Source organism: Pararobbsia alpina, assembly GCF_902859895.1.
Classification (GTDB): Bacteria; Pseudomonadota; Gammaproteobacteria; order Burkholderiales; family Burkholderiaceae; genus Pararobbsia; species Pararobbsia alpina.
On sequence record NZ_CADIKM010000004.1, the window covers coordinates 1 to 20,836 of the forward strand.

Genomic DNA, 20,836 nt, shown 5'->3' on the forward strand with positions numbered 1-20,836 from the left:
GATGACCGCATCGAGCCTCTTCTGGTCACTCGGACCGTCGATCGTGGGAACCGTGTTCGACGGCGGCCAACATGAGGCCAACCTGCGCGGCGCCAACGCGCAATACGACATGGCAGTGGCCGACTATCGCCAGACTGTCCTGACGGCGTTTCAGCAAGTCGAAGACGGCCTGTCCGCGGCCCGCGTTCTGAGTCAGGAGGCGCAAAGCCAGCAAAGCGCGGTCGATGCATCGGGCCAGGCGCTCGATCGCGCGATGAACCGCTTCAAGGACGGCGCAATCTCCTACCTAGATGTCGTCAACCTTCAGGCCATGGCGCTCACCGACAGCCGTATGGCGGTCGACATCGAGAAGCGGCGCATGGACGCCGATGTCCAGTTGCTCGAGGCACTCGGAGGGGGATGGAAGGCGCCCGCGTAAGTGCGGCACGCCCGGCGCAATAGGTCATTGACGTCGTGCCGCAAGGAAGGCATGAGGGAAATAATCTACTGGGCAATTTTTTAATCCGAAAAGAAAACCCGCCATTGACAGCGGGCAGACGGTACCCCACGTCCACTTTCATATCATTCCAAACTGGGCGAGCACGCCATTGCTTCCGCATGCTCGCGTTCCCGCGGAACCGGACAGGCTTGAGGAACTCGCCTCCAAAATTCGCGCGTAGCTGCTGCAGGCAGTCTAGGTCTCTTCGTCGCGCGTCCGGGGCAGCAACGAAACGCCGTCGAGTCAAATTGCGATTGCAGGGGACGCTGGGCTTGTAGGATTCGAACGCGAACGGTTGATTGGGCAGGCGGTCCGAGAACACATCTGTTGGTGTGCGTAAAATCAGCGTTGGTGTTGGTTTCCGCGTTCGGGTTTGTGGACGTACTGGGACAGAGGAATGTCGTCGTCGACCCATCGCGGGTCGCCGCACAAGTCGTCTCTGGCATCGGCTTTCTCGGCGCACGATATTCTGCGGGATGAGATCGTAGGCGGGTCTCACGACCGTGGCGAGCCTATGGTCTCTCGCTGGCGTGGGACTCGCCGTTGGCGGTGGCATGTACACCGTCTGCGGCTAGAGGCAAAAGGTCCCCTTTGGTCTGCGACCTCGCCTTGTGGCATGAAAGACCCGTCTGCCCGCATCTCGGATGACCATAAAAAAACATTCACGGCGGCGAGATGCTTGCGACAGCTGCGTTCAATTAGACTGACAATCAGTTCACCTTAATCCTTCCACCCGGCGGGGTCATCTATCCAGCCAAGCAGGAGGCACGATTGAAACTCATCTTTACTTCCTTAATATGTAGTGGGTTGATGATCTTGAGTACTAACGTGTTGGCGGGAACGCGGCTTACCGCCGCGCAATGCAATGACTATCCATTTACGCCGCTTAAAGGAAAGGTCACGCGTGCTCAACTGGTACAGGTGCTGGCCGAACTCGAATCCGTTGGATATGATCCGGGAGCAGTCAGCGGCTACTATCCTTTGGACCTCCAACGTGCGCAGTCACGGCTACGAGCGAAATATGCCCGCGAATGCACAGATAGCCCCAAACACATTAAAGCACAGAGTTCACAATAAGCGATATCCGATCCTAGCGTGGCCGCCAGGGAGGACGCGATAGCGAAAAAGCAGCTGCAGTCTGCGCTCGACCCGCTGTCGACACGCGAGGAGAACACATAGTCATGTTCGATTGGTTATGCCCTCGATGCAGAGCTTCGCCCGAGCTTCAGGAGTGGACTGCCAAAGCGAAACACCTATACGGTTGCTGTCGCGGCACTCCAAGGTCTCCTTCCCGTGTCACGAACTGGCGGTGCTTTTAAAAGGGTTTCCTGAATCCGTCAGGCAAGAGGTGATCAAACAGGAATGTCGCAGCTAGAGTAAGTGTCCCAATCGCAACAGAGAGGACAAAACTTCAGCCCGGCCGCTCCATGATCTGGGGCAGGAGGCCAACAGCATGCGCCGGTGGAACATGAAGGCGCAGCACACGAAGCGCGACGATTCCGAGCAGGATCGCCGCGACAACCGAGGCTGGGCCTGGACCGACTGCGGATTCGCAGGTCCACCGCCCGTCGTTGCCAGCCAGCTTAAGACTCGCTTGAGAAAAGCGGCACAAGCTCGCTTCGAAACTGAGGTTCTGCCTATCAGCTAGTTCCCGGAGCCTGGGCCTTCCCATGGCATCGCAAGCGGCTTGAGCTTTGAGAAACGACGCACGTGAATGGTCCATAATTTGCATTTTAAACACAGCAGCCGCGTGTCCAGTAGGGGAGAGAATGAAAGATAGAGCGACCATCATATGCAGCCGGGATGGCAAAGTACTTTTGGTCGCCCGCGCGCGGACACGGTGGTCGCTCCCCGGTGGCACCATAAAGTGTTCCGAGTCGCCATTGGACGCCGCCCGGCGCGAGCTTGAAGAAGAGACTTCCCTTGCTGGCGCGGAATTTACGTACCTATTCCAGTTTGGCGGCCTCAGCAAACGGCATTTCGTTTTTTTCGTCGATCTTCCTCAGGACGCGTCCCCCGAACCGCGTAACGAAATTTCGAGGTGTAGGTGGTTCAGCCCGACCAAAATATCGACGCTTGTCACGAGCATACCGACACGGGCAATCGTCGATCTCTTCCTTACGCACGAGAATCGCGGCGAAACGCCGTCAGCGGTCATTGACAAATTGGACGGGCGCGTTAAGGGGACGGGCCAGCCGTTCGTTGGTGTTGCCGACACGGCTTCACAAGGGGTTTGACACCAAGCTATCAAGGAGTAATTCGTGATCGGCAATATCGAGCTTCTATTTCGCCTCGTCCTGGCGGCTCTACTTGGCAGCGTCATCGGCTTTGAGCGCGAAAGAATGAACTGGGCGGCAGGGTTGCGGACGCACATGCTTGTATGTGTCGGTTCGGCGTTGATCATGCTGGTTTCTGCGTTCGGCTTTGCCGATGTGCTGGGAACGAAGAACGTCGTGCTCGATCCTTCCCGGATCGCCGCCCAAGTAGTGTCGGGCATTGGTTTCCTGGGAGCGGGGTCGATCCTTTTGCGTGGCGAAATCGTGCGTGGTTTGACCACCGCCGCCAGCCTCTGGTCGGTCGCAGGAATCGGTCTGGCGATCGGTGGCGGGATGTACATCGCAGCCCTCGGCGCGACAGGTATTATCCTGACCATTCTTGCAGGGGTGAAGCCGCTCGAACGTCGCTTCATTTCGGTCAAACAGCAGCGCAACATAACCCTGCTGGTCGAACGCGGCAGCGTATCACTCGACAGTGTTCATAACGCTCTGGGTATGGGAAGTGTTCGAGTTAAGCAGTTTATCGTCCAGCAATCTGAAGACGACCCAGAACTCGACGACGTGCAGATTGGGCTATCGCGCGCGACAGCCAGCGAGTTCGCGACGATCCGTACGCGGCTGGCAGCAATGTCGGGAGTCCGTGAGTGCCGGAATGGCAGTTGAAAGCAGAGTAGGCCATGACGGGTACATATGAATATCACGGCTATACCCTTGTTGTGGCCGTCGAATCCGACTTAAGCTGGCGGCAGGCAGGCGGAACCGCGGCGCGCGTGGGCTACGTGGCAATAGTCAGAATTTTTTCAGGAGTTAATGCCATGGCGGTATTTTCACCGCTGCGTTTCGGTGAGGCCGGCGGTCACCCGTTTGCGACAGAAGCAGATGCCTTGATCGGCGGTTACAGCGCTGCACGGCGAATTGTCGATGATCTTTTTAACCAGGAAGGCGAATATTGTTCGAGCGCTAGTCTGCGAGCTTTGGGTTAAGGAGGGGCTGAACAATGTGCATCGAGTGGTACGCTTGACGAGCGCATAGACGCGTTAATCGGGAGACGGGTCCCGCGGCTGCTGGGTCCAGGCCGGCACAAGCCTTCGCAGGCTTTTGCGAGAATTTGAGCGCTCAAGACGCACCTCGGGAAGATCAATCCCTTGTTCTCGAACATGAGCGACTCGAAAGCGGGCAACTCGGTGCGGTGCCCTGCGAGCGAATCGCGACGATCAGCTCGCCCGCGTCATTTCGTAAACGTACCTCGCGGTGGATGCCGGCCTGGAGGCAGCGCGCCGCTGGTCTGAGCGGCATGCGTTCTCGGTCCGAGACTGAAGCGCTACAGCAAGCGATGGCCGAGCCACCAGCCGGCCGCGGCGATCACCGCCGAGGCCGGAATCGTCAGGATCCACGCCCAGACGATGCTACCGGCCACGCCCCAGCGTACCGCGCTCAACTTCTGCGTCGCGCCGACCCCGACGATCGCGCCGGTAATCGTGTGCGTGGTAGACACCGGAATGCCGAGCCATGACGCAATAAACAGCGTGATCGCACCGCCCGATTCCGCGCAGAAGCCGCCCACCGGCTTTAGCTTGGTGATCTTCTGCCCCATTGTGCGGACGATCCGCCAGCCGCCGAACAGCGTGCCGATTCCCATCGACAGATAGCAGCCGCCGATCACCCACAGCGGCGGCACATCGGCGATCGACGACGTATAGCCGGTCGCGATCAGCAGCATCCAGATGATGCCGATTGTTTTCTGCGCGTCGTTGCCGCCATGCCCAAGGCTGTACAGGCCCGCCGACACCAGCTGCAGGCGCCGGAAACGCCGGTCGACCTTGCTCGGCGGCGAGCGGAAATAAATCCACGACACCGCCAGCATGAAGAACGAGCCGAGTACGAAGCCAAGCAGCGGCGAGATGAAAATGAACGCAACCGTCTTCATCAGACCGTCGACATTCAGCGCGCCCCAGCCCGACTTGGCGAGTGCCGCACCCACCAGACCGCCGATCAGCGCATGCGACGAACTCGACGGAATGCCGTAGTGCCATGTGATGACATTCCAGCCGATCGCGCCGATCAGCGCGCCGAAAATCACATAGTGGTCGACGATATGCGGGTCGATCGTGCCCTTGCCCACGGTCTGCGCGACTTTCAGATGAAACACGAAAAAGGCGACGACGTTGAAGGCGGCGGCGAACGCAACAGCCTGTTGCGGTTTAAGTACACCGGTCGACACGACCGTAGCGATCGAATTCGCCGCATCGTGAAAACCGTTCATGAAGTCGAACACGAGCGCGACGGCAACCAGGGCGGCAACCACCCAGATGGCAAGTTGTATCGCTTGCATTATGCGTTTTCCAGCACGATGCCTTCGATGATGTTCGCCACGTCTTCACATTTGTCGGTGATTGTTTCGAGCAGTTCGTAGATGGCTTTCAACTTGATGAGCGTCTTGACGTTGTCCTCCTCCCGGAAGAGTTTGGACATCGCCGCGCGCAGCACGCGGTCGGCTTCCGACTCCAGACGGTCGATTTCCTCACAGGCCTTCAGAATCTGGCTGGCCTGCTTCATATCGGACAGCAAGCTGACCGCGAACTGCACGCGCTCGGAGGTCGCGGTGCAGATATGCGCCAGTTGGCTCGCTTCCGAGGTCACCGCCTGCACGTCGTACAGCGAGATGGCGGTGGCGACGTCCTCCATCAGGTCGAGGATGTCGTCCATCGTGGTGATCAGCTTGTGGATTTCATCGCGGTCGAGCGGCGTGATGAAGGTCTTGTGCAGCATATCGATGGTTTCGTGCGTGAGCTTGTCGGCGGCCTTCTCGGCCTCTTGCACGTTCTTCATATGAATATCGGCATCCTGCAGATTGTCGATCAGCAGTTCGAGTTCGTGGCTCGCCGAGACGATGCACTTTGCGTGCGCATTGAAAATTTCAAAGAACTTGCCCTCAGTGGGCATGAATCGACCGAACATTAGGATCCCAGAAATTGGTCACATCATGGATGACATACAGCCGCAATATTGTACCGTTACCGGATGAGGGCATCGGTTCTGCCCTCCTGAAAAAGCCCACCGGCTGCGCCCGTAACAGCTCATCGCTACCGCAGTGACAGCATTCGCAATGCGGGCCACACCGACGACGACACGGTCGAGCTGGAGATTCCGCGAGACCGAAATGGCACGTTCGACCCGGTATTGATTGTCAAGGGGCGAGCGCCGCTTCGCGGGCTTCGACGACAAGACTACGAGGGCGCTTATCGTCCGCAATAGGAAGAAGCATCGGTCATTCGCTTGCGCAGCGCCAATGCCCCTTGATGGCCGAACGCGGTCCCACGGCGAACTTCCGAGATCGACCCACTGCGGCCCTTCGCAATGCACCGAAGCGGACGTACGAACCGACCATGACCAGCTTCGAGGCGACTGACTAAGGTGCGACCTCGCCGGTCAGCTCTCGGGGTCGTACCCGAACTCGCGGAGCTCCTGCGAGCAGCGGCAGGCTTTGGCGATCTTCGCGGCCCATTGGACGGCGGCTTCGCGCGACGGGAGTTCCAGGACACAGAAGCCGCCGTCGAACTCCTTGGTCTGCGGGTAGGTACCGTTCGTGACGGTGCCGTCAGCGGCGACCATCAGCGGCGCGACGTCCTCGTTGATACCACCGCCGAACACATAGACGCCGGCATCCTTCGCCTCGCGTATGACCGCGTGTGCCGCTTCGCCGACCGCAGCTATGTCTTCGTCGGAGATGTCCATCGCCGATCCGGGGAAGGAGATAAGGTACTTCGTCATCGTTCGGTTCTCCGGGTGTGAGTTTGCTCGTCAGTCGGGCTATCTCGCGCCGGAATGCGAGCGGATGATTCGGTACTCCTTTACGGCCAGTTCTCGTCGGTGCTTCTGTTGTCAAAGTAGTCCCCCTACTCGATGTGGCGGGGGCTACTCTGGCGACTTCTGATTGGAGCGTCTGTACGCCGTACTCGCTTACGGATCGTCGGCGATCTACGTCTCCGTGTCGAACGTCTCTTGTTGGCCGAACGCTGCCTCATGCAATGGGCATATGCGGCGCGTGCCTCTCGATGCAACGAGCGGCAGCACGCGACCCCGGAGTGGACCTTCGCATCGGCAATCGCCTTGTCTGAAAGCCGTCATTCGGCTGTTCACCCAGACTGCGTTGCCGGAGCCATACAGGGGACCTCCGGGTGGATCGAGATCGGCCCCCGCAATCCTCAGGATGCCAGTTCGAGCCCGTGGCGTTTCATCACGGACTTCATCATGTCCATATTCGGTGGGCCGCCAGCGCCCAACACACCGGCCACCTCGCGAAAATAGTCAGGCCCGATGTTGGCAGGCGAAAACACCACCAGCGCGCGAGCGGGAACATCGCCCGGATTGGAGAAGTGATGAACGCTGCCGCGCGGTTGAGAAGCAAGAGTCGCCCGCCTTCAGGACGCGTCTGCAGTCGTCGACCCGGTAGGTCAGCGATCCCTCCAGGACTTGGATTGTCTCGTCAACGTCGACGTGGCGATGAGGAGGCGGGACTTTGGCGAGCGGCTGGATGACCATTTCCGCCATCGCCATATGGCCCGCAGTGTCCCGACCATCGACCAAGAACCGCATCGACAGTGAGCCAATGGTGATCAGTTCACTACGTGTCGAATTCATCGCGAAACTCCATCGAGTTGTGGTAAAGTCACTTTACCATATGCGAACCAACCGTCAATCCTTTTCTCCCCGGAGATTTTCCGACGATCCGAACCCCGATGATCCGCTCATCGGGGCCCGGCTGCGCTATTGCCTCGCCCAAGTGGAACAGCGCCTGGGCCAGGCATTGGCCTCGGCCGGCTTTGGCGACATCCAGGTTGCCCACTTCAAAGTGTTGCGTTTTCCTCCTCCCGAGAACGAGCGCCCCATTGACTTGGCACAGCGCGCTGGCATGTCCAAGCAGGCGATGAACTACCTGCTGCTGCAACTTGAAGAGCTGGGTTATGTGGAGAGGGGCGCGATGGGGGGATCGCCTGCGCGCCTTGTTTCTCTAACCGAGAGGGGCTGGAAAGTGGCCGAAATACAGCGCGCCACGGTGCACCAGATCGAACGCGAATGGGAGCGGCAGATCGGCGCACAGCGCTTTCAGACGTTTTACGCGGTGCTCAAGGAACTGACGGATGGTTGATAACTTGTCGGACGTCAGGGGGAAGGCGACAAGCCACAGGGCCGCTGTCAAGCGATATTGAAGTGCCGTATCACCGTCCCCAAAGCAGGCGTTCGCCACCGTCGCTTCATGGCCGGATTGAGAAGTTCACGCCGGATTGGAATTGACCAGGCGTCGCCTCGTGCTGAACTTCCGTTGACGGCCCGTTACGGTCGCTCGAAGGGCACTCGTGAACGACTCAAATTGGAACGCAAGCGGCCGCATTGAGTGGTCACTCGTCCTGTGTTGAGAGCAATCTTCGCAAGGCCGTGCGCGACCCTGTGATCAATAAACATTGCGCCTTTGGCGAGGATTGTCGGGACGCTGCCCAGGAGGGCTAGTACTCGGCACGTGGAGAGATGACTGTCGACACGGTCACACGAGAGGATGCCTACGACGGGTGCTCGATGTATCAACCTTACCCATGGTCATGGAGACCGTTTTCGCATCCTTCATGAAAACCGTTGTCACATCCTTCCTGAGAAAGGCTCCCACACGAAGGGCCCGTACTCCAGCAGAGCTCGACTACTTCTTCCGGGCTCTTCACCCGCTCGTACACGCGCGGACACCGTGCTACCCGCATGCCCAACGATAGTCATGGATGCGGGCAGACTCTCAACCGAGTCTTGAAAGGCGCCTGTCGGCGCCCTTCTAGCGGTCTAACGTCCCACGAGGTATAGCCCGGTAGGGGTTAGAACCGATGGCGCATGCCAACTGCCGCGACCACCTGCTCGTCACCCGAAGACTGCGTCATGTTGTAGATGCCAGCGTTAAACGCCTGGATGCCATTGCCGCCGCTGACTTTCTGATAGGCCGCCGCCAGGTAGATGTCGGTGCTACGCGAAAGGAGGTAATCGGCCTCAACCGTAACCTGATTCCAATGCGGCGTGGCCGCACCGGCCGAGGTCATCGTGCTGCCTAGCCCAGAGGTCCCTCCCGAATACGAAGCCATGGTGTACGTGTAGGCTGCCCCGAGGGAAATATCGGGCCGCACGAAATAGCGACCGTTAATTTCGAAGTTGTCGAACTTCAAGGAGCTGCCCGTGAGGCCGTAGGAGCTACCGTATAGGCTGGTGGTGGCACCGGTACCGGCGGTCGGGTTCATGAGGTCGTACGTAACGGAATGGCTCCATACGAAGCCGATCGACGACTTGTTGGGGAACTTGTACCCGGCACTGACGCTGTAGATTTGTTGGTCGCCACCATACGACAGCGCGTTCCCATCGATCGAGCTCGCTGCGCCTGCCGTGTTCATGGAGCTGGCGTTACGGTTAACTTGGTCGTACGCAGCCGCAACAGTGAATCCGCCGTACACATAGTTGGCGCCCACACTGTACGCGTTGTCGTTACCGGATTCCCCCGCCGCGTCGGAGAACGCATACATCGCGCCGACCTTGATGCCAGCGTATGTGGCGCTGCTGAACTTGATCGAATTGTTCAGGCGCAGGCTGTCGTCCATATTGTCATTGTCGAACGGGTGGGCGAATAAGTTGCCACCCCAACCTGCAGCCGTCGCACTCTGCGGTGCAACGTATTCGAAAATGAAATCGTATTGACGACCCAGCGTAACCGAACCGTACTGGTCGGAACTCAGACCGACCCAGGCCTGCCGGCCGAACAAGTCGGGGGTTTGCCCTGTCTCGGAATTTTTCAACGCGCCACTGTTGAGCGCGAAGCCGTTTTCCAAATCGAACACGGCGTGCAGACCGCCGCCGAGATCCTCACTGCCTCTGATGCCCCAGCGCGAGGTGTTCAGGAGTCCAGAAAACATCTGATATTGAGCGCCACCTTGGGCGGTACCTGTGGAGATGCCCTTGCTCGTGTTCACGCTATTTGTATAGGCCACGCTCGCGTCGAGGAGGCCGTACAGCGTGACGCTGCTTTGTGCATGCGCTTCCCCCGCCAACAGCACGAGCGTCGCAATGGTCAAACCCTGCAGTTTCATAAGTCCCTTTCACTAGCATTTTTATGACAAAGCTTTCACGTCGCCAACGACCCAACGGCCCAGCGACGGAGCGTCGCAGTATAAGAGTTAGGATCGCTCTTCTCGTTTGTGAAGCTGAAAGAGTGTCTTTCAAAAAATTGATGGACTCGTCAGCAAAAAACCATTACCGATGCGCCAGTCAGCGGTTCGGCACGCTGGTCGCCGTCGTGCTGCTTGCCGTCGAATTGCTGCTCTTCGAGCTGCGCCCGCGCAGTCTGCTGCCGGTCTCGCGGGCCTGCTGGCTGGAGGGCTGGCCTCGAGCCTGTTAGTCGCGCTGTACAAGATCGAGGACCTGTTCGCGAAGCTGCCGCTCCATTGGGCATGGTGGCCCGCGCTGGGTGGACTGCCAATCGGTGTCGGCGGACTGATCGAGCCACGTGCGCTCGGCGTGGGTTACGACGTGATCGGCGATCTGCTGTATCAGCATATCGCGGTGCAGGCTGCGCTCGCGCTGTTTGCCGTGAAGGCACTGATCTGGGTCGGCTCGCTCGCCTCCGGCACGTCCCGCGGCGTACTCGCCCCGTTGCTCATGCTTGGCGCCGGTCTTGGCGTCGTGCTGTCACATGCGCTGCCGGGTGGCGAACCGGCGCTATGGCCGCTCGTCTGTATGGCGGCCGTTCTCGGTGCCACGCTGGGCGCACCGCTGACCGCGATCGTGTTCGAGTTCGGCGTCACGCACGACAGCAATGCGCTGCTGCCGGTGCTCGCCACAACACTTACCGCGTACGACTTCGTGACTCTTGCTATGCGCCGTTCGATCATGACCGAGAAAATCGCACGACGCGGCCGGCATATCTATCGCGAGTACAGTGTCGATCCGCTCGAACGTCATCAAGTCGAGGATGTGATGACGACCGAGGTCGAGGCAATTGAGCGTGCGCGAAGTGCTCGCGCGCTACTTCGACAGCGCGCAGCGCTTTCGCGCGCACCCGGTGGTTGGCAACGGCGCGGTGCTCGGCACCGCCGACCGCGCCCTGTTCGAAGACGCGTGCGCAAGTCACGGCACGCCGCTCGACGAGATACCGCCAGCCCACATCATGCCGCCTTACCCAGCCGCATTCGCGCTGCCGCAGGAAACCTGCCGCCTCGTCGCGACGCGGCTTGCGATACAGCAAGCCGAGCGGTTCGCGGTTGTCGACAGCCTCGATACGCGCCGGCTAGTCGGCATCGTCACGCGCAGCGATCTGATCGAACAGGCACGCGCACCATGACGAGGAGCATCGACTCGAACGGATGTTGGATCGGCGACGCCATGCACGCGATGCTGAATGACCTGCTGATCGAGATTGCGGCGGCGAAGGCGCGCGAAGAGTATGAGCTTCGCCGCGATCGAGCGGCGCAAGGGGTTGACCGACGTAAGGCACGCGACGCGGCCGGCGAAACAGACTCCAAGGGCTACGCGGGCCGCAAGGCGGATGCGGACATGCACGTGCGCATTGTCGAGCTTCGTACGGCGGGGTTCTCGTACTCGAAGATTGCGGCGACCTTGAAGACTACGCGACCGACCATTGCACGGGCGCTCCGCGCGGCGGGCATGCTGGAGGGCGGCAAGGCCGAGGCAGGGCCGGTCGATGGGGCAACTGCCGGATTAGTCTGATCCGCCTCAGGCTGGGCAATCGGAACATTCACATCGAGGCCCGCGCATGCGGGCTTTGTCATTTCTGACCCCTTACAAAACCCACTTATGTGATTTCGGTAGCCCTCAGCAGACACACAAACGACACAGCTATAGGAAACTGGGACGGACAAGAGCCGGCCGCGGTGCCCCGGCCGGTTGCACAGCGGATCAGCATTTGTCACGTGCGCTAATCACGCTGTCGAGCGCCGTTATCTGCTGCAGCCGCTTGCGCCCGAACTGCGCCCGAGAAAGAAAGCGACACGCTGAGAACCCCGCCAGCATTACCTTCGCCGCCTCAACCAACACACTATCTGATTTTTAACAAAACCCTTTTTAAACAAATACTTGCCCAACATTTCGCACTTTCATACAATCTGCCGATGCGACCTCCGCGACATTGCGGCCCAACCAAGGAAAGACAGCATCGTGAGCATTATTGAGATAGATATCCCGACAACGATCGAGCAGGACACTGACTACACCTTTGACTGGCGCAAGTACGCACGAGCACCCCAGGAAGGTGCGTCTGCAACGACCGACGAGCCGTACGACTTAGCCCTTCTCGCCATACGGATCGATCGGCTCATTGATGCATTCGAAAGGCCGCGACTCTCGCCCGAACAAACGCTATGGAGTTCCGAGCAGATCGCGAACTGGCTTGGCCTGTCGAAGCAGACCGTAGAGCTACGCGTCGTTACGCGCCCGGGTTTCCCTGCAGCGCTGCGGCCAGTGGATTCAAAGCAGGCGCAACGCCGCTGGTTCGCGGGCGACGTCATGGAGTGGGCGCGCAACACGGCCGGCACGATTCCGGCGTCGCGGCCGGGACGCCGGCGCAAGGCGGCTTAATCGAGGCGCGCTGCCAATTCGGCAGCCGTCTCGTCGTAGTAGATCATCAACGACTGGATGTCGCGGTGGCCGATCATCTTCGCCAGCGCCAGCACATTCAGCTTCCGCGAAAGCCGCGTCGTCGCTTCGTGCCGCGAATCGTGAAAATTCAAATCCGCAAACTGCGGTTGCCCATTCGCTACCTTCTTTCGAACCTTGCGCCAGAGCGCGTCGACGCTCGCTTGTGATACAGGGAAGCAGCGCGGCTCGCCCTTGATGTCCGGCAGTCGATCAAACAACGCCATCGCCCGCGCCGATAGTGGAACGTCGCGCGCATCGCCATTTTTCGATTTCGGGATGTGCACATAGCGCTGAGCCAGATGCAGATTCGGCCGTGTCGTTCCGATGATCTCGCCCTGCCGCATGCCCGTCTCGATGGCGATCAGGAACGCCACAGCAGCGTACTGCTGCGTTGTCTGGATAGCACTGCCATCCGTTAACCCTAGCGCGGCAGTCATTACCTGCGCTTCTTCGTCTGACACGCGCCGCCGCCTCGGAGGCGGATCCTTCGGGCGTTTCACCTCATGTACCGGATTGGTGTGGATCCATTTCCACTCGTTGCGCGCCCCCTCAAACACCGCCGACAGCAGGTTGAGATCCCGGTTGACAGTGGATTCCTTGACGACCTTCAGCCGCGAGTCCCGCCAATCGGCGATCTGCTCGGGCTTTACGTTGCGCACCAAAGCGCCGACGAAGTTCATCTGCTCCTTGAAGAAGGCAATGCGCGTCGTATTCCATTCATGCTTTCCCTTCTCGGGCGAAATCTTTTCAAGGTATTCGTCCATGGCATCGGCCAAGGTCTTCTGCACCTTAGAGTATGATCGACGGCGCCCGGCGTCTATCTCAGCTTCAAGTTTCGTCGCCCATGCGACGGCTTCGGCTTTGGTGTCGAACGTGCCCGACTCGCGGATCCCGGCCTTTGCGACCTCCGCCCGCCATGCCGAGCCGCGTTTCCGGTACGAGGCCATATCCCTTCCACGTTGGCGTAAATTTGGCGTAAAGGATACAGGAAATTTGAAGGATTTTGGAGGTATTAAGGGATCGAATCCACGTCACGGAACCGGCCACAAATCGTTATCGGTAAAGGCTTTTAGCAGTTTTGGTGGATTTTGTCGAAATCTGAAGGATGAGATGGCGATTCCTGCCGGGGGGACCATCTTGGTTCCCAACACTTCCCAAGTTGGCATAGAAAGCCCCGTCCAGCCTTGCGCAAACGGGGCTTTTTTGCTTTTCCGTCAATCAAACGGGTTCAATAGACGAACCCCCGTGTGTGAAAAATCGTCGACGTTTCGCGTCACGACAGTCAGATCGTGAATCAGCCCCGTCGCTGCGATCAGCTTATCCAGTGCATGCTCCGGGTGCGGTACGCGTAGGCGCCCCCACAATTGCCCGATGTCCTCGTCTACGGGAAGGATGTTCTGCGCGAACTCGTTGAGCACCGCCGTCAGCCACGTTTCGAGAGTGGCTGCCTGGGCCGTATCGCCCCGATGCCGAACTATCTCGACGCCGCGCCGCAACTCACCTACGGTGACCACGGACAGATACAGGTCGATGCTCTCTTTCGCCGCTGCGCGGAAAAAAGCGCGAACGCCTTTGTTCGCGCGCTCCTTCTTCCTTATCTCACTGACGACGTTGGTATCAACCAAATACACGCGGCGCCTCATCCAAACCATTCACCCGTTCAAAGTCCGCGTCCTCGCCGACATTCGGCATACTCATCAACGCCTCGGCAAAGCTGCGCTTTCTCGGGCGACTCAACGCACGCGCAAGGATTTCCCGATGCTCTGCCTCCGCGCTGCGCCCATGCGCGGCGGCTTGCTCCCGCAGGCTTTGCACCAGCGCGTCATCCACTCCACGAACCAAAAGATTTGCCATTTCACCCTCCTGCAATGAATGCTATCAATGATAGCGATCGTGCGGAGAAGTGCAAGCATTGATATCACCTCGGCCGTGCTCTATTTGCCCTGTTTATCCGCCACGTTCCCGCATACTTGAGATCGACTCCCGTTGCATCAAGGACAATCTGTCATTGTTCATCGCCTTACGTCGGACTATCGTGGATTCGCAGTCGCCGCACGGTGTGACGTTCGAGGGAGAAATCCATGGCGGCAAGAACCATCCCAGTACTCGGAAGCACCGACAAGACAGGGCGTCGTGCGTCGGATCGTCTGGCGGCACGAGAGACCGCCGCGACCGGCGTCTGGAAGATCGGTCTACGATCATGACGACGACTAGCCTGATCGATCTTGCCGTGTTCCTGTGCGCGCTAGGTTGGGGCCTCATGGCGGGGTTCTTCTTCGCCTTCTCGATCTGAGTGATGAGGGCGCTCGGAGCCATCCAGCCGGCACACAGCATCTCCGCGATGCAATCGATCAATATCGCCGTCATCAATCCCTGGTTCTTGACGCCATTTTTCGGCGTGGCCGCGCTGTGCCTGCTTCTGGTCATCGCGGCGGTCCTGCGCTGGCAAGAGCCGGGGACCGCGTATGTCCTCGCCGGCGGTTTGCTTTATGTTGTAGGGACGCTCCTGGTGACGATGCTCTTCAACGTGCCGCGAAACAACGCGCTGGCAGCGCTTGCTGCGACCAGCCCGGAAGGCGCCGCACAATGGACGGACTATCTCATCGTCTGGACGAAGTGGAATCACGTGCGCACGATCGCGGCCCTGGCTGGCGCGGTCTCATTCATGATCGCGCTCACGCGTTAGCTTCTGTTGGACATAAGCGGTGGCAAATGCACGCCAAACTGGGTGCGCTACGGAAAGATCGATGGACGGGGCTCAAGGCGATGAAACTCACCGGGATGTTGCTGCGCCTCGCCATTGCATACCTGATTGTGATCGCAGGAGTCGCCATCTTGCAGAATCGTTTTCTCTATTTCCCTGAGAAAGCTGCAACCGAGGACGTCGTTTCCGACGGACTTCGCGCATGGCCGACACCTGAGGCGTTCCGGGGCCTCGTGGCCGAGCCTGTCGGATCTGCGCGCGCCACAGTCATCGTCTTTCATGGCAATGCGGGGCATGCCGGACACCGTTCGTACTACGCCGCGGCACTCACCCAGCTCGGGCTGCGCGTCATCCTCGCCGAATATCCAGGCTACGGGCCGCGCGACGGTACGCTGGGCGAAGAGAGTCTGGTCGCTGACGCCCAAAAGACCATTGTGTTGGCGCATCGCCTCTATGGCGCGCCGCTGCTGCTCATCGGCGAGTCGCTCGGGGCCGGCGTGGTGGCCGCGGCCGGAGTGCGGGAACGCGACAAGACCGCTGGCTTGCTGCTCATCACGCCATGGGATCGGCTCGAGCACGTCGCCGCTTACCACTATCCGTGGCTGCCCGTGAAGTGGCTGCTGCGCGACCAATATGACAGCGTGACCCACCTGGCGTCGTTCGGCCGCCCTGTCCTCGTCGTGATTGCGGAACGCGACAGCATCGTCCCCCCGCGCTTCGGCGAAGCGCTCTACAACTCTCTGGCCGAACCGAGACGACTCATGGTGGTGAAGGCGGCGGAACATAACGACTGGATTGGCCGCGTCGACGAAACCTGGTGGCGGGAGGCGATCGACTTTCTGCTCACGCCTTCGCGTTGAAATATGAAATTACGGATCGAAGTCGACCCACTGAGGCCGGTTGGCTCATCAAGATGCAGACGTTCGCGCGACGGACTGACTGCGGTACTGTGGTTCTCGCGTTAGGTTGACGATCTGTAGCCAACTCGTAGCAGCTAAGGCGAGTTGGGAACCGTTGAGGCGGGGCTCCGAAAAAAGAGCTACATGCGATGACGCGGAGCCTTGGGGTTGAGCCCGACGCGCTCTGCTTCTGCTGAGCACGCGATTCTGATTGCGTCCCGGAGGTTTGCCCTCAACATCTCAATGCCGCCGACGTAACCGCCGATCGCTTCGTTGGCTCGGGTCTCAATTTCGTCTGCGGTCGTCAGACCGAGCCTGACGAGTGTCTCGATGTCTTCCCGGTCATTGTCGGCCAGCCGCGCAATCTTGCTGACCGCCAGATCCACAGGCGAGAGAACATTCACCCGGATATGCGCGAGGCCAAGATCCACCGGCTGGGAGTCCGATTGGTAGTCCTCGTGCATCAGCGCGAACGTTGGGTTGTAGTTGGTATCGAGATAGACGAGCTGACTGCTACCGTCCTCGAGGGTTATTTCAACAGCCAGGTCATTCGGGATAAGAACCCGACCAGCGAACTCTGCATCGACGTCAGTTGTGACACGCTTTGCCGTGTAGAGATGAACCGCCATTCCACCGGCCAGGTAAATCTGAAGCGGCTCTTTGAGAGCTAGCCGGTTTTCGAGCTTCTCGAGCAGCTCCCGGAGGCCTTGAGCCAACGCTGTCCGGACTTGGAAAGTAACGATGCCTTCCACGGACGATTACCCTTGACGAAGCCGCAGCGTCAGCATGTCGCGAAGCCGAGGAAAGCTGAAAATCCAGCCATTCCGAACGACGTCCTCCGCAGACAGACGTTCGCCAGGATAACGGCCGAAATAACGGTTACTGGCATCCATCAGGTGAGACGATTCTTGCGGGAAATTGTGCTGGACCACCATCGCAGCGACACGAAAAACATTTGCCTCGCGCTGATTCTGGGCAACCGAAAACTGGCCATGCGCCGCCGCCGCACACCGGGCCAGAAGGTTGCCTTCTAATTCTCGCGAGTCCATGGAAATTCTCCGTATGTCCCAGTGTAATCATGCTACAAGAGCGTGACAAGCCATCGCGTGTTGTCAATCTGTGGTCTGGCGCTGCACGAATCCTTCGCGCCAAAGGACTGCGCCGCCCCCAGTCAGCAGTGGGAGATCCTCATCGCCCAGCCGACTCCACCTTCCGGCAAGCCATCCCGCGAATCCAGCGCGGGTACCGTCGAGCGGCGGACCGGCGCGGCCCTCCACACTCCATCTTTCTAAGATCGCGATTGCGTCCCCGGCGTGCATGATCCGATTCATGCGGCCTAGGTGTTCAAACGACGACCTCGAACACTGCGATCACATCATCGGAAAGCGGTGCATCGAAGTCATCCGCAATGCGGACCTTGCCCTTGAGACCGCCGAAACGCCGCGTGATCTTCGCCCGCTCCATCGGCACCAGGCGGGCGGCCGGCCTACCAGCCTTGGCAAATGACGATTTCCTCGCCGCCGGCTGCGGCGTCGACCAGTCGCGAAAACTGGTTTTCGCTTCATGAAAATTGACCGTCTGCATAGCTGCTCCTAGTGGACTAAGCCCATTAGTGTGTTCGCCGCTCGCGATTAGCTCAACATTGCTCTTGCCCATTCGTATCCTTGAGGATACACTTGTTGCTAACGATCCGGGACTTCCTTGTGAACAGACTCATCGAAACCGAAGTCTTCGCAGACTGGCTCAATGGCCTGAAAGACCTGTCAGCGCGCGGCTTCATCGTGGGTCGACTCAACCGCGCCATCAACGGAAACTTCGGTGATCACCATGATGTGGGTGATGGCGTATGGGAAATGCGCATCGACAAAGGTCCCGGCTATCGCGTCCACTACGCGCGCGAAGGGCGTGTGGTCTACGTGATTTTGTGTGGGGGCGACAAGTCGACTCAGAAAGCCGACATCAAGCGTGCCAAGGCAATCTGGACTGAAATCAAGGAGCAATCATGACCGTCAAACTTCGCTCATTCGATGCAGCGGCCTACCTCGACAATGAAGAAACCATCGCAGCCTATATCAGCGATGCTCTCGAGAGTGGCGACAGCGACGTGCTGATGTCCGCCATCGCCGACGTCGCCAAAGCCCGCGGTATGGCACGCGTAGCTAGTGATGCGGGCGTGGGCCGGGAAAGCCTTTATAAGACGTTGGCGCCCGGATCAAAGCCTAAAGTCGAGACACTTCTCAAGCTTCTGGGTGCTCTTGACGTGCAGCTAATCGTCAAGCCGCGAGCAAAGTCCGCAAAAAACGCCGGGAAGCCTGTAACCACCAAGAAATCGACAAAATCGGCCGCCAAACCGAAAGGTTCTCGCGCTCACATGGGGCCCGTAGCCGCCTGAGTCCTAACGTTAGGAACTCAGCCCCGCTACGGAACAGTTCACCTTGCGCCACGGGGCCTTTTGCTGCCGCCATTACCCCAAACCGGCCCGCCCCCACCATCCGAGTCGCCAGTCGATCAGACCTGGCTCGCACCAAACGCTTTCACCACATTCACCCAATAAGCCGCGCCAATCGACAACGCCTCGTCATTGAAGTCGTAATGCGGGTTATGCAAAGGTGCGGACGGCTGTTCTCCATCCACACCCATCCAGATATACGCACCCGGTCTGGCCTTGGCCATGAAGGCGAAATCCTCGGATGCCATCGACGGCTTGCATCCGAGCGTAACGCCACTTTCTCCCACGGTTGCGCGGGCGGCTGAAAGCGCAATGTCCGCTTCCTGCGTTGCATTGACCGTGGCCGGATATCCATAGTGAAAGTCCACGGTCGCCTTCGCGCCGTGCGCCTGAGCCGTAGCCTCGCTGATCTCACGCAACAACGTGTGAATGCGCGCCTGCACGCTCGCCGAAAAACAGCGCACCGTTCCTCGAATCACCACGCGAGCGGGCAGTACGTTCCATGCATCACCGCCATGAATCTGGGTGACGCTCACCACGCTCGATTCCTTCGGCGACAGGCGGCGGCTGACGATCGTCTGCAAAGCGACCACGATATGACTCGCGCAGACCAGTGTGTCCGTGCCTTCTTCAGGCATCGCGGCGTGCGAACCGCTCCCCTCCACCTGGATCTCGAACGTATCGAGCGATGCCATCATCGGGCCATGATTGATCGCGAAATGGCCGAGCGGCAGTCCAGGCCAGTTGTGCAACCCAAACACAGCGTCACACGGAAACCGCTCGAAAAGCCCTTCCTCGATCATCACGCGGCCGCCGCCCGCCATCTCCTCGGCAGGCTGAAAAATGAGATGCACGGAGCCGCGCCAGTCCTGGTCGCGGCTCAACAATGCCGCCGCGCCCAAGAGCATCGCGGTATGCCCGTCGTGGCCGCAAGCATGCATCTTGCCGGCATTGCAGGACCGGTGTTCAAACGTATTGCTTTCCTCCATCGGCAGCGCATCCATGTCCGCACGCAGACCGATCCGTGGCCCGGCCCCGCGATGCAAAGTCCCGACGACGCCTGTCGTGCCGATTCCTTCATGTACGTCAAACCCCAGCCTCGACAGCACGGACGCCACCAGCCGCGCAGTGGAAACTTCCTCAAAGGCGGTCTCCGGATGCGCATGCAGCGATCGGCGCCACGTGATCATGTCGTTCAGCAACTCGTCATCAATCATCCATAACCTCGCGGTTGAATCGATCAAACAAACAGGAATGCGGAGCAGGCGCTAGCCGGCCGGACAAAATGACGTGGGCGCGAGAAACACGGATTCCTGGTGGACCAGGTAAGGCAGAATCAGCGGGGTGAATGCCTGCCAGCGCGGATCGGCCGCAAGCTTTGCTCGTTGCGCCGAGCGGTGCGCATAGTCTTCATAGGCCCAGCAGAAAACAATGGAATTCAACGTGCCGGACTCTTTCATCCAACAACCTTTCAGGGTGGCGTACTGCGTGATGATGCCAAGGCCTTCCCGCTCGTAGATCGCCAGGAATTCGGGCGCGGTTCCCGGCTTGAGTTCGTAGGTGCGCATTTCAACCAGCATTGTCCTTCTCCTTAACTATCGATTCAGGCAATCGCAACAGCGACCGGCACCGTTGGTGTCCGGTCCCTGCTTGCTTAACGTAACTTTCAGGCCGCGTGTCCGATGAAAAAACCGATCAGCAGGCCCGCCACTCCGGTGCTCGCACATAGCAGCCACACGGGCCAGCGGGTACCCGCCGGTTTGACAAGGCTCTGCGGACGCGGCTCGCGAGCCAGGGCGACCGGTTCCACATTCGCCGGGCTCTCTTGGCTGCCCGGCATCTCACGACTTGAAGCCTGTGCTCCCAATTCGTCCAATGGAGCTGCCGTCTCGGCCGCAGCGCCATTGATTCGATCGATCTCATTCTTGAGCGCATCGAAGAACGATTCCAGGTTTTTGGCAGCGGCGGACTGAATCAGCCGCGCGCCCACCGACATGAGCTTTCCGCCGATCTCGACGTCGGCATCGTATTGAAGCAAGGTAGCGTCGCCCTCTGATTCGAGCTGCACGCGTGCGGATATTTTCGCGAATCCGACCGCTCCGGCATTACCCTGGCCCGTGATGGTATAGGCGCTGGGGGGCACCAGATCCGACAGTTCAACCGTGCTTTTGAACGTCGCGGCAATCGGGCCGACACGGATCTGTATCACCGACTCGAAGTGCCGCTCGTCGGTCATCTCGAGCGATTTGCATCCCGGCAAGCATGCTTGCAGCACCGTCGGATCGTTCAAGGCGGCCCAGACAATTTCGGGGCGTGCGGGCAAGGTGCAGCTATTGGCGAGCTTCATGAGCGAGC

Annotated in this window: 25 protein-coding genes and 5 pseudogenes; 16 read left to right on the forward strand and 14 right to left on the reverse strand. The window is 59.4% G+C overall.

Features of this window, described 5'->3' with window-relative positions; all coding sequences use genetic code 11:
* The 7 genes and pseudogenes from HV670_RS05715 to HV670_RS05740 form a co-directional block, all read left to right on the forward strand.
* Nucleotides 1-418 (forward strand): TolC family protein (locus tag HV670_RS05715; protein ID WP_175103699.1); only part of this gene is annotated, 418 nt, incomplete at its 5' end.
* A gap of 97 nt (nt 419-515) precedes the next feature.
* Nucleotides 516-659: pseudogene (locus tag HV670_RS30900) on the forward strand (HIT family protein); the annotation flags it as partial.
* A gap of 66 nt (nt 660-725) precedes the next feature.
* Nucleotides 726-1,038, forward strand: a pseudogene (locus tag HV670_RS05720) (MgtC/SapB family protein); the annotation flags it as partial.
* Nucleotides 1,039-1,249: 211 nt separating this feature from the next.
* Nucleotides 1,250-1,555 carry a DUF4148 domain-containing protein gene (locus HV670_RS05725; protein ID WP_246257044.1) on the forward strand — a complete coding sequence of 102 codons (306 nt, stop codon included), beginning with the start codon at nt 1,250-1,252 and terminating at the stop codon, nt 1,553-1,555.
* Nucleotides 1,556-2,247: 692 nt separating this feature from the next.
* The gene (locus HV670_RS05730) at nt 2,248-2,715 is read left to right on the forward strand and encodes an NUDIX hydrolase (RefSeq protein ID WP_175103700.1); all 468 of its coding nucleotides are present in this window, start codon (nt 2,248-2,250) and stop codon (nt 2,713-2,715) included.
* 24 nt (nt 2,716-2,739) lie between these two features.
* The gene (locus HV670_RS05735; RefSeq protein ID WP_175103701.1) at nt 2,740-3,417 is read left to right on the forward strand and encodes an MgtC/SapB family protein; all 678 of its coding nucleotides are present in this window, start codon (nt 2,740-2,742) and stop codon (nt 3,415-3,417) included.
* 14 nt (nt 3,418-3,431) lie between these two features.
* Nucleotides 3,432-3,737: a hypothetical protein gene (locus tag HV670_RS05740; RefSeq protein WP_175103702.1), complete on the forward strand. Its 306-nt coding sequence runs from the start codon at nt 3,432-3,434 to the stop codon at nt 3,735-3,737.
* A 338-nt stretch (nt 3,738-4,075) separates the two neighbouring features.
* On the opposite strand, the gene HV670_RS05745 is transcribed toward HV670_RS05740, so the two are convergent.
* Both HV670_RS05745 and HV670_RS05750 read right to left on the reverse strand, forming a co-directional pair.
* Nucleotides 4,076-5,086 (reverse strand): inorganic phosphate transporter, encoded by a 1,011-nt coding sequence (locus HV670_RS05745; RefSeq protein ID WP_175103703.1) that lies wholly within the window; start codon nt 5,084-5,086, stop codon nt 4,076-4,078.
* The gene (locus HV670_RS05750; RefSeq protein ID WP_175103704.1) at nt 5,086-5,712 is read right to left on the reverse strand and encodes a DUF47 domain-containing protein; all 627 of its coding nucleotides are present in this window, start codon (nt 5,710-5,712) and stop codon (nt 5,086-5,088) included. The genes HV670_RS05745 and HV670_RS05750 overlap by 1 nt, the downstream gene beginning before the upstream one ends.
* Nucleotides 5,713-5,889: 177 nt before the next feature.
* Between HV670_RS05750 and HV670_RS05755 the strand changes: the two are divergent.
* Nucleotides 5,890-5,980: pseudogene (locus HV670_RS05755) on the forward strand (transposase); the annotation flags it as partial.
* A gap of 203 nt (nt 5,981-6,183) precedes the next feature.
* On the opposite strand, the gene HV670_RS05760 reads toward HV670_RS05755, so the two are convergent.
* Nucleotides 6,184-6,525, reverse strand: a complete 342-nt coding sequence (locus tag HV670_RS05760) for a YciI family protein (protein WP_175103705.1) — start codon at nt 6,523-6,525, stop codon at nt 6,184-6,186.
* Nucleotides 6,526-7,062: 537 nt separating this feature from the next.
* The gene (locus HV670_RS30905) at nt 7,063-7,395 is read right to left on the reverse strand and encodes a cupin domain-containing protein (RefSeq protein WP_343054339.1); all 333 of its coding nucleotides are present in this window, start codon (nt 7,393-7,395) and stop codon (nt 7,063-7,065) included.
* On the opposite strand from HV670_RS30905, the gene HV670_RS05770 reads away from it, so the two are divergent.
* On the forward strand, nt 7,289-7,903 hold the full coding sequence (locus HV670_RS05770; RefSeq protein WP_175103695.1) for a MarR family winged helix-turn-helix transcriptional regulator: 615 nt from the start codon (nt 7,289-7,291) through the stop codon (nt 7,901-7,903). The two genes, HV670_RS30905 and HV670_RS05770, sit on opposite strands and share 107 nt — an antisense overlap.
* 709 nt (nt 7,904-8,612) lie before the next feature.
* On the opposite strand, the gene HV670_RS05775 is transcribed toward HV670_RS05770, so the two are convergent.
* The gene (locus tag HV670_RS05775) at nt 8,613-9,866 is read right to left on the reverse strand and encodes a porin (RefSeq protein ID WP_175103706.1); all 1,254 of its coding nucleotides are present in this window, start codon (nt 9,864-9,866) and stop codon (nt 8,613-8,615) included.
* A gap of 185 nt (nt 9,867-10,051) precedes the next feature.
* Between HV670_RS05775 and HV670_RS05780 the strand changes: the two are divergent.
* The 3 genes and pseudogenes from HV670_RS05780 to HV670_RS05790 all read left to right on the forward strand — a co-directional run.
* Nucleotides 10,052-11,177, forward strand: a pseudogene (locus tag HV670_RS05780) (chloride channel protein); the annotation flags it as partial.
* A complete protein-coding gene (locus HV670_RS05785) occupies nt 11,158-11,502 on the forward strand; it encodes a hypothetical protein (RefSeq protein WP_246257045.1) in 345 nt (114 codons plus the stop codon). The pseudogene HV670_RS05780 and the gene HV670_RS05785, both read left to right, overlap by 20 nt.
* A 447-nt stretch (nt 11,503-11,949) precedes the next feature.
* On the forward strand, nt 11,950-12,369 hold the full coding sequence (locus tag HV670_RS05790; protein WP_246257047.1) for a hypothetical protein: 420 nt from the start codon (nt 11,950-11,952) through the stop codon (nt 12,367-12,369).
* On the opposite strand, the gene HV670_RS05795 is transcribed toward HV670_RS05790, so the two are convergent.
* The 3 genes from HV670_RS05795 to HV670_RS05805 all read right to left on the reverse strand — a co-directional run bounded on the left by HV670_RS05795 (nt 12,366) and on the right by HV670_RS05805 (nt 14,283).
* Nucleotides 12,366-13,376 carry a tyrosine-type recombinase/integrase gene (locus tag HV670_RS05795; RefSeq protein ID WP_175103708.1) on the reverse strand — a complete coding sequence of 337 codons (1,011 nt, stop codon included), beginning with the start codon at nt 13,374-13,376 and terminating at the stop codon, nt 12,366-12,368. The genes HV670_RS05790 and HV670_RS05795 overlap by 4 nt on opposite strands.
* 267 nt (nt 13,377-13,643) lie before the next feature.
* Entirely contained in the window at nt 13,644-14,060 is a 417-nt protein-coding gene (locus HV670_RS05800) for a type II toxin-antitoxin system VapC family toxin (RefSeq protein WP_175104075.1), read from the reverse strand.
* Nucleotides 14,047-14,283, reverse strand: a complete 237-nt coding sequence (locus tag HV670_RS05805; RefSeq protein ID WP_175103709.1) for a FitA-like ribbon-helix-helix domain-containing protein — start codon at nt 14,281-14,283, stop codon at nt 14,047-14,049. The genes HV670_RS05800 and HV670_RS05805 overlap by 14 nt, the downstream gene beginning before the upstream one ends.
* Before the next feature lie 442 nt (nt 14,284-14,725).
* On the opposite strand from HV670_RS05805, the gene HV670_RS05810 reads away from it, so the two are divergent.
* Together HV670_RS05810 and HV670_RS05815 are read left to right on the forward strand one after the other, a co-directional pair.
* Nucleotides 14,726-15,115: an anthrone oxygenase family protein gene (locus HV670_RS05810; protein ID WP_246257048.1), complete on the forward strand. Its 390-nt coding sequence runs from the start codon at nt 14,726-14,728 to the stop codon at nt 15,113-15,115.
* Nucleotides 15,116-15,195: 80 nt separating this feature from the next.
* The gene (locus HV670_RS05815) at nt 15,196-15,993 is read left to right on the forward strand and encodes an alpha/beta hydrolase (protein WP_175104076.1); all 798 of its coding nucleotides are present in this window, start codon (nt 15,196-15,198) and stop codon (nt 15,991-15,993) included.
* Between the two features lie 179 nt (nt 15,994-16,172).
* Here the strand turns inward: HV670_RS05815 and HV670_RS05820 are convergent, their stop codons facing one another.
* The 3 genes and pseudogenes from HV670_RS05820 to HV670_RS05830 form a co-directional block, all read right to left on the reverse strand.
* On the reverse strand, nt 16,173-16,784 hold the full coding sequence (locus HV670_RS05820) for a DUF6036 family nucleotidyltransferase (protein ID WP_175103710.1): 612 nt from the start codon (nt 16,782-16,784) through the stop codon (nt 16,173-16,175).
* Between the two features lie 6 nt (nt 16,785-16,790).
* Nucleotides 16,791-17,081 (reverse strand): hypothetical protein, encoded by a 291-nt coding sequence (locus tag HV670_RS05825; protein ID WP_175103711.1) that lies wholly within the window; start codon nt 17,079-17,081, stop codon nt 16,791-16,793.
* Between the two features lie 295 nt (nt 17,082-17,376).
* Nucleotides 17,377-17,616, reverse strand: a pseudogene (locus tag HV670_RS05830) (type II toxin-antitoxin system Phd/YefM family antitoxin).
* A gap of 119 nt (nt 17,617-17,735) precedes the next feature.
* Here HV670_RS05830 and HV670_RS05835 point away from each other — a divergent pair.
* Both HV670_RS05835 and HV670_RS05840 read left to right on the forward strand, forming a co-directional pair.
* On the forward strand, nt 17,736-18,038 hold the full coding sequence (locus HV670_RS05835; RefSeq protein WP_175103712.1) for a type II toxin-antitoxin system RelE/ParE family toxin: 303 nt from the start codon (nt 17,736-17,738) through the stop codon (nt 18,036-18,038).
* Nucleotides 18,035-18,424, forward strand: coding sequence for an addiction module antidote protein (locus HV670_RS05840; protein WP_175103713.1), 390 nt, complete (start codon nt 18,035-18,037; stop codon nt 18,422-18,424). The genes HV670_RS05835 and HV670_RS05840 overlap by 4 nt, the downstream gene beginning before the upstream one ends.
* A 116-nt stretch (nt 18,425-18,540) precedes the next feature.
* On the opposite strand, the gene HV670_RS05845 is transcribed toward HV670_RS05840, so the two are convergent.
* The 3 genes from HV670_RS05845 to HV670_RS05855 form a co-directional block, all read right to left on the reverse strand.
* Nucleotides 18,541-19,698 carry a M20 aminoacylase family protein gene (locus HV670_RS05845; RefSeq protein ID WP_175103714.1) on the reverse strand — a complete coding sequence of 386 codons (1,158 nt, stop codon included), beginning with the start codon at nt 19,696-19,698 and terminating at the stop codon, nt 18,541-18,543.
* A gap of 51 nt (nt 19,699-19,749) precedes the next feature.
* Complete coding sequence (locus HV670_RS05850) at nt 19,750-20,061, reverse strand: NIPSNAP family protein (RefSeq protein ID WP_175103715.1); 312 nt, start codon at nt 20,059-20,061, stop codon at nt 19,750-19,752.
* Between the two features lie 86 nt (nt 20,062-20,147).
* A complete protein-coding gene (locus tag HV670_RS05855) occupies nt 20,148-20,828 on the reverse strand; it encodes an SRPBCC family protein (RefSeq protein ID WP_175103716.1) in 681 nt (226 codons plus the stop codon).
* Nucleotides 20,829-20,836 lie beyond the last annotated feature (8 nt).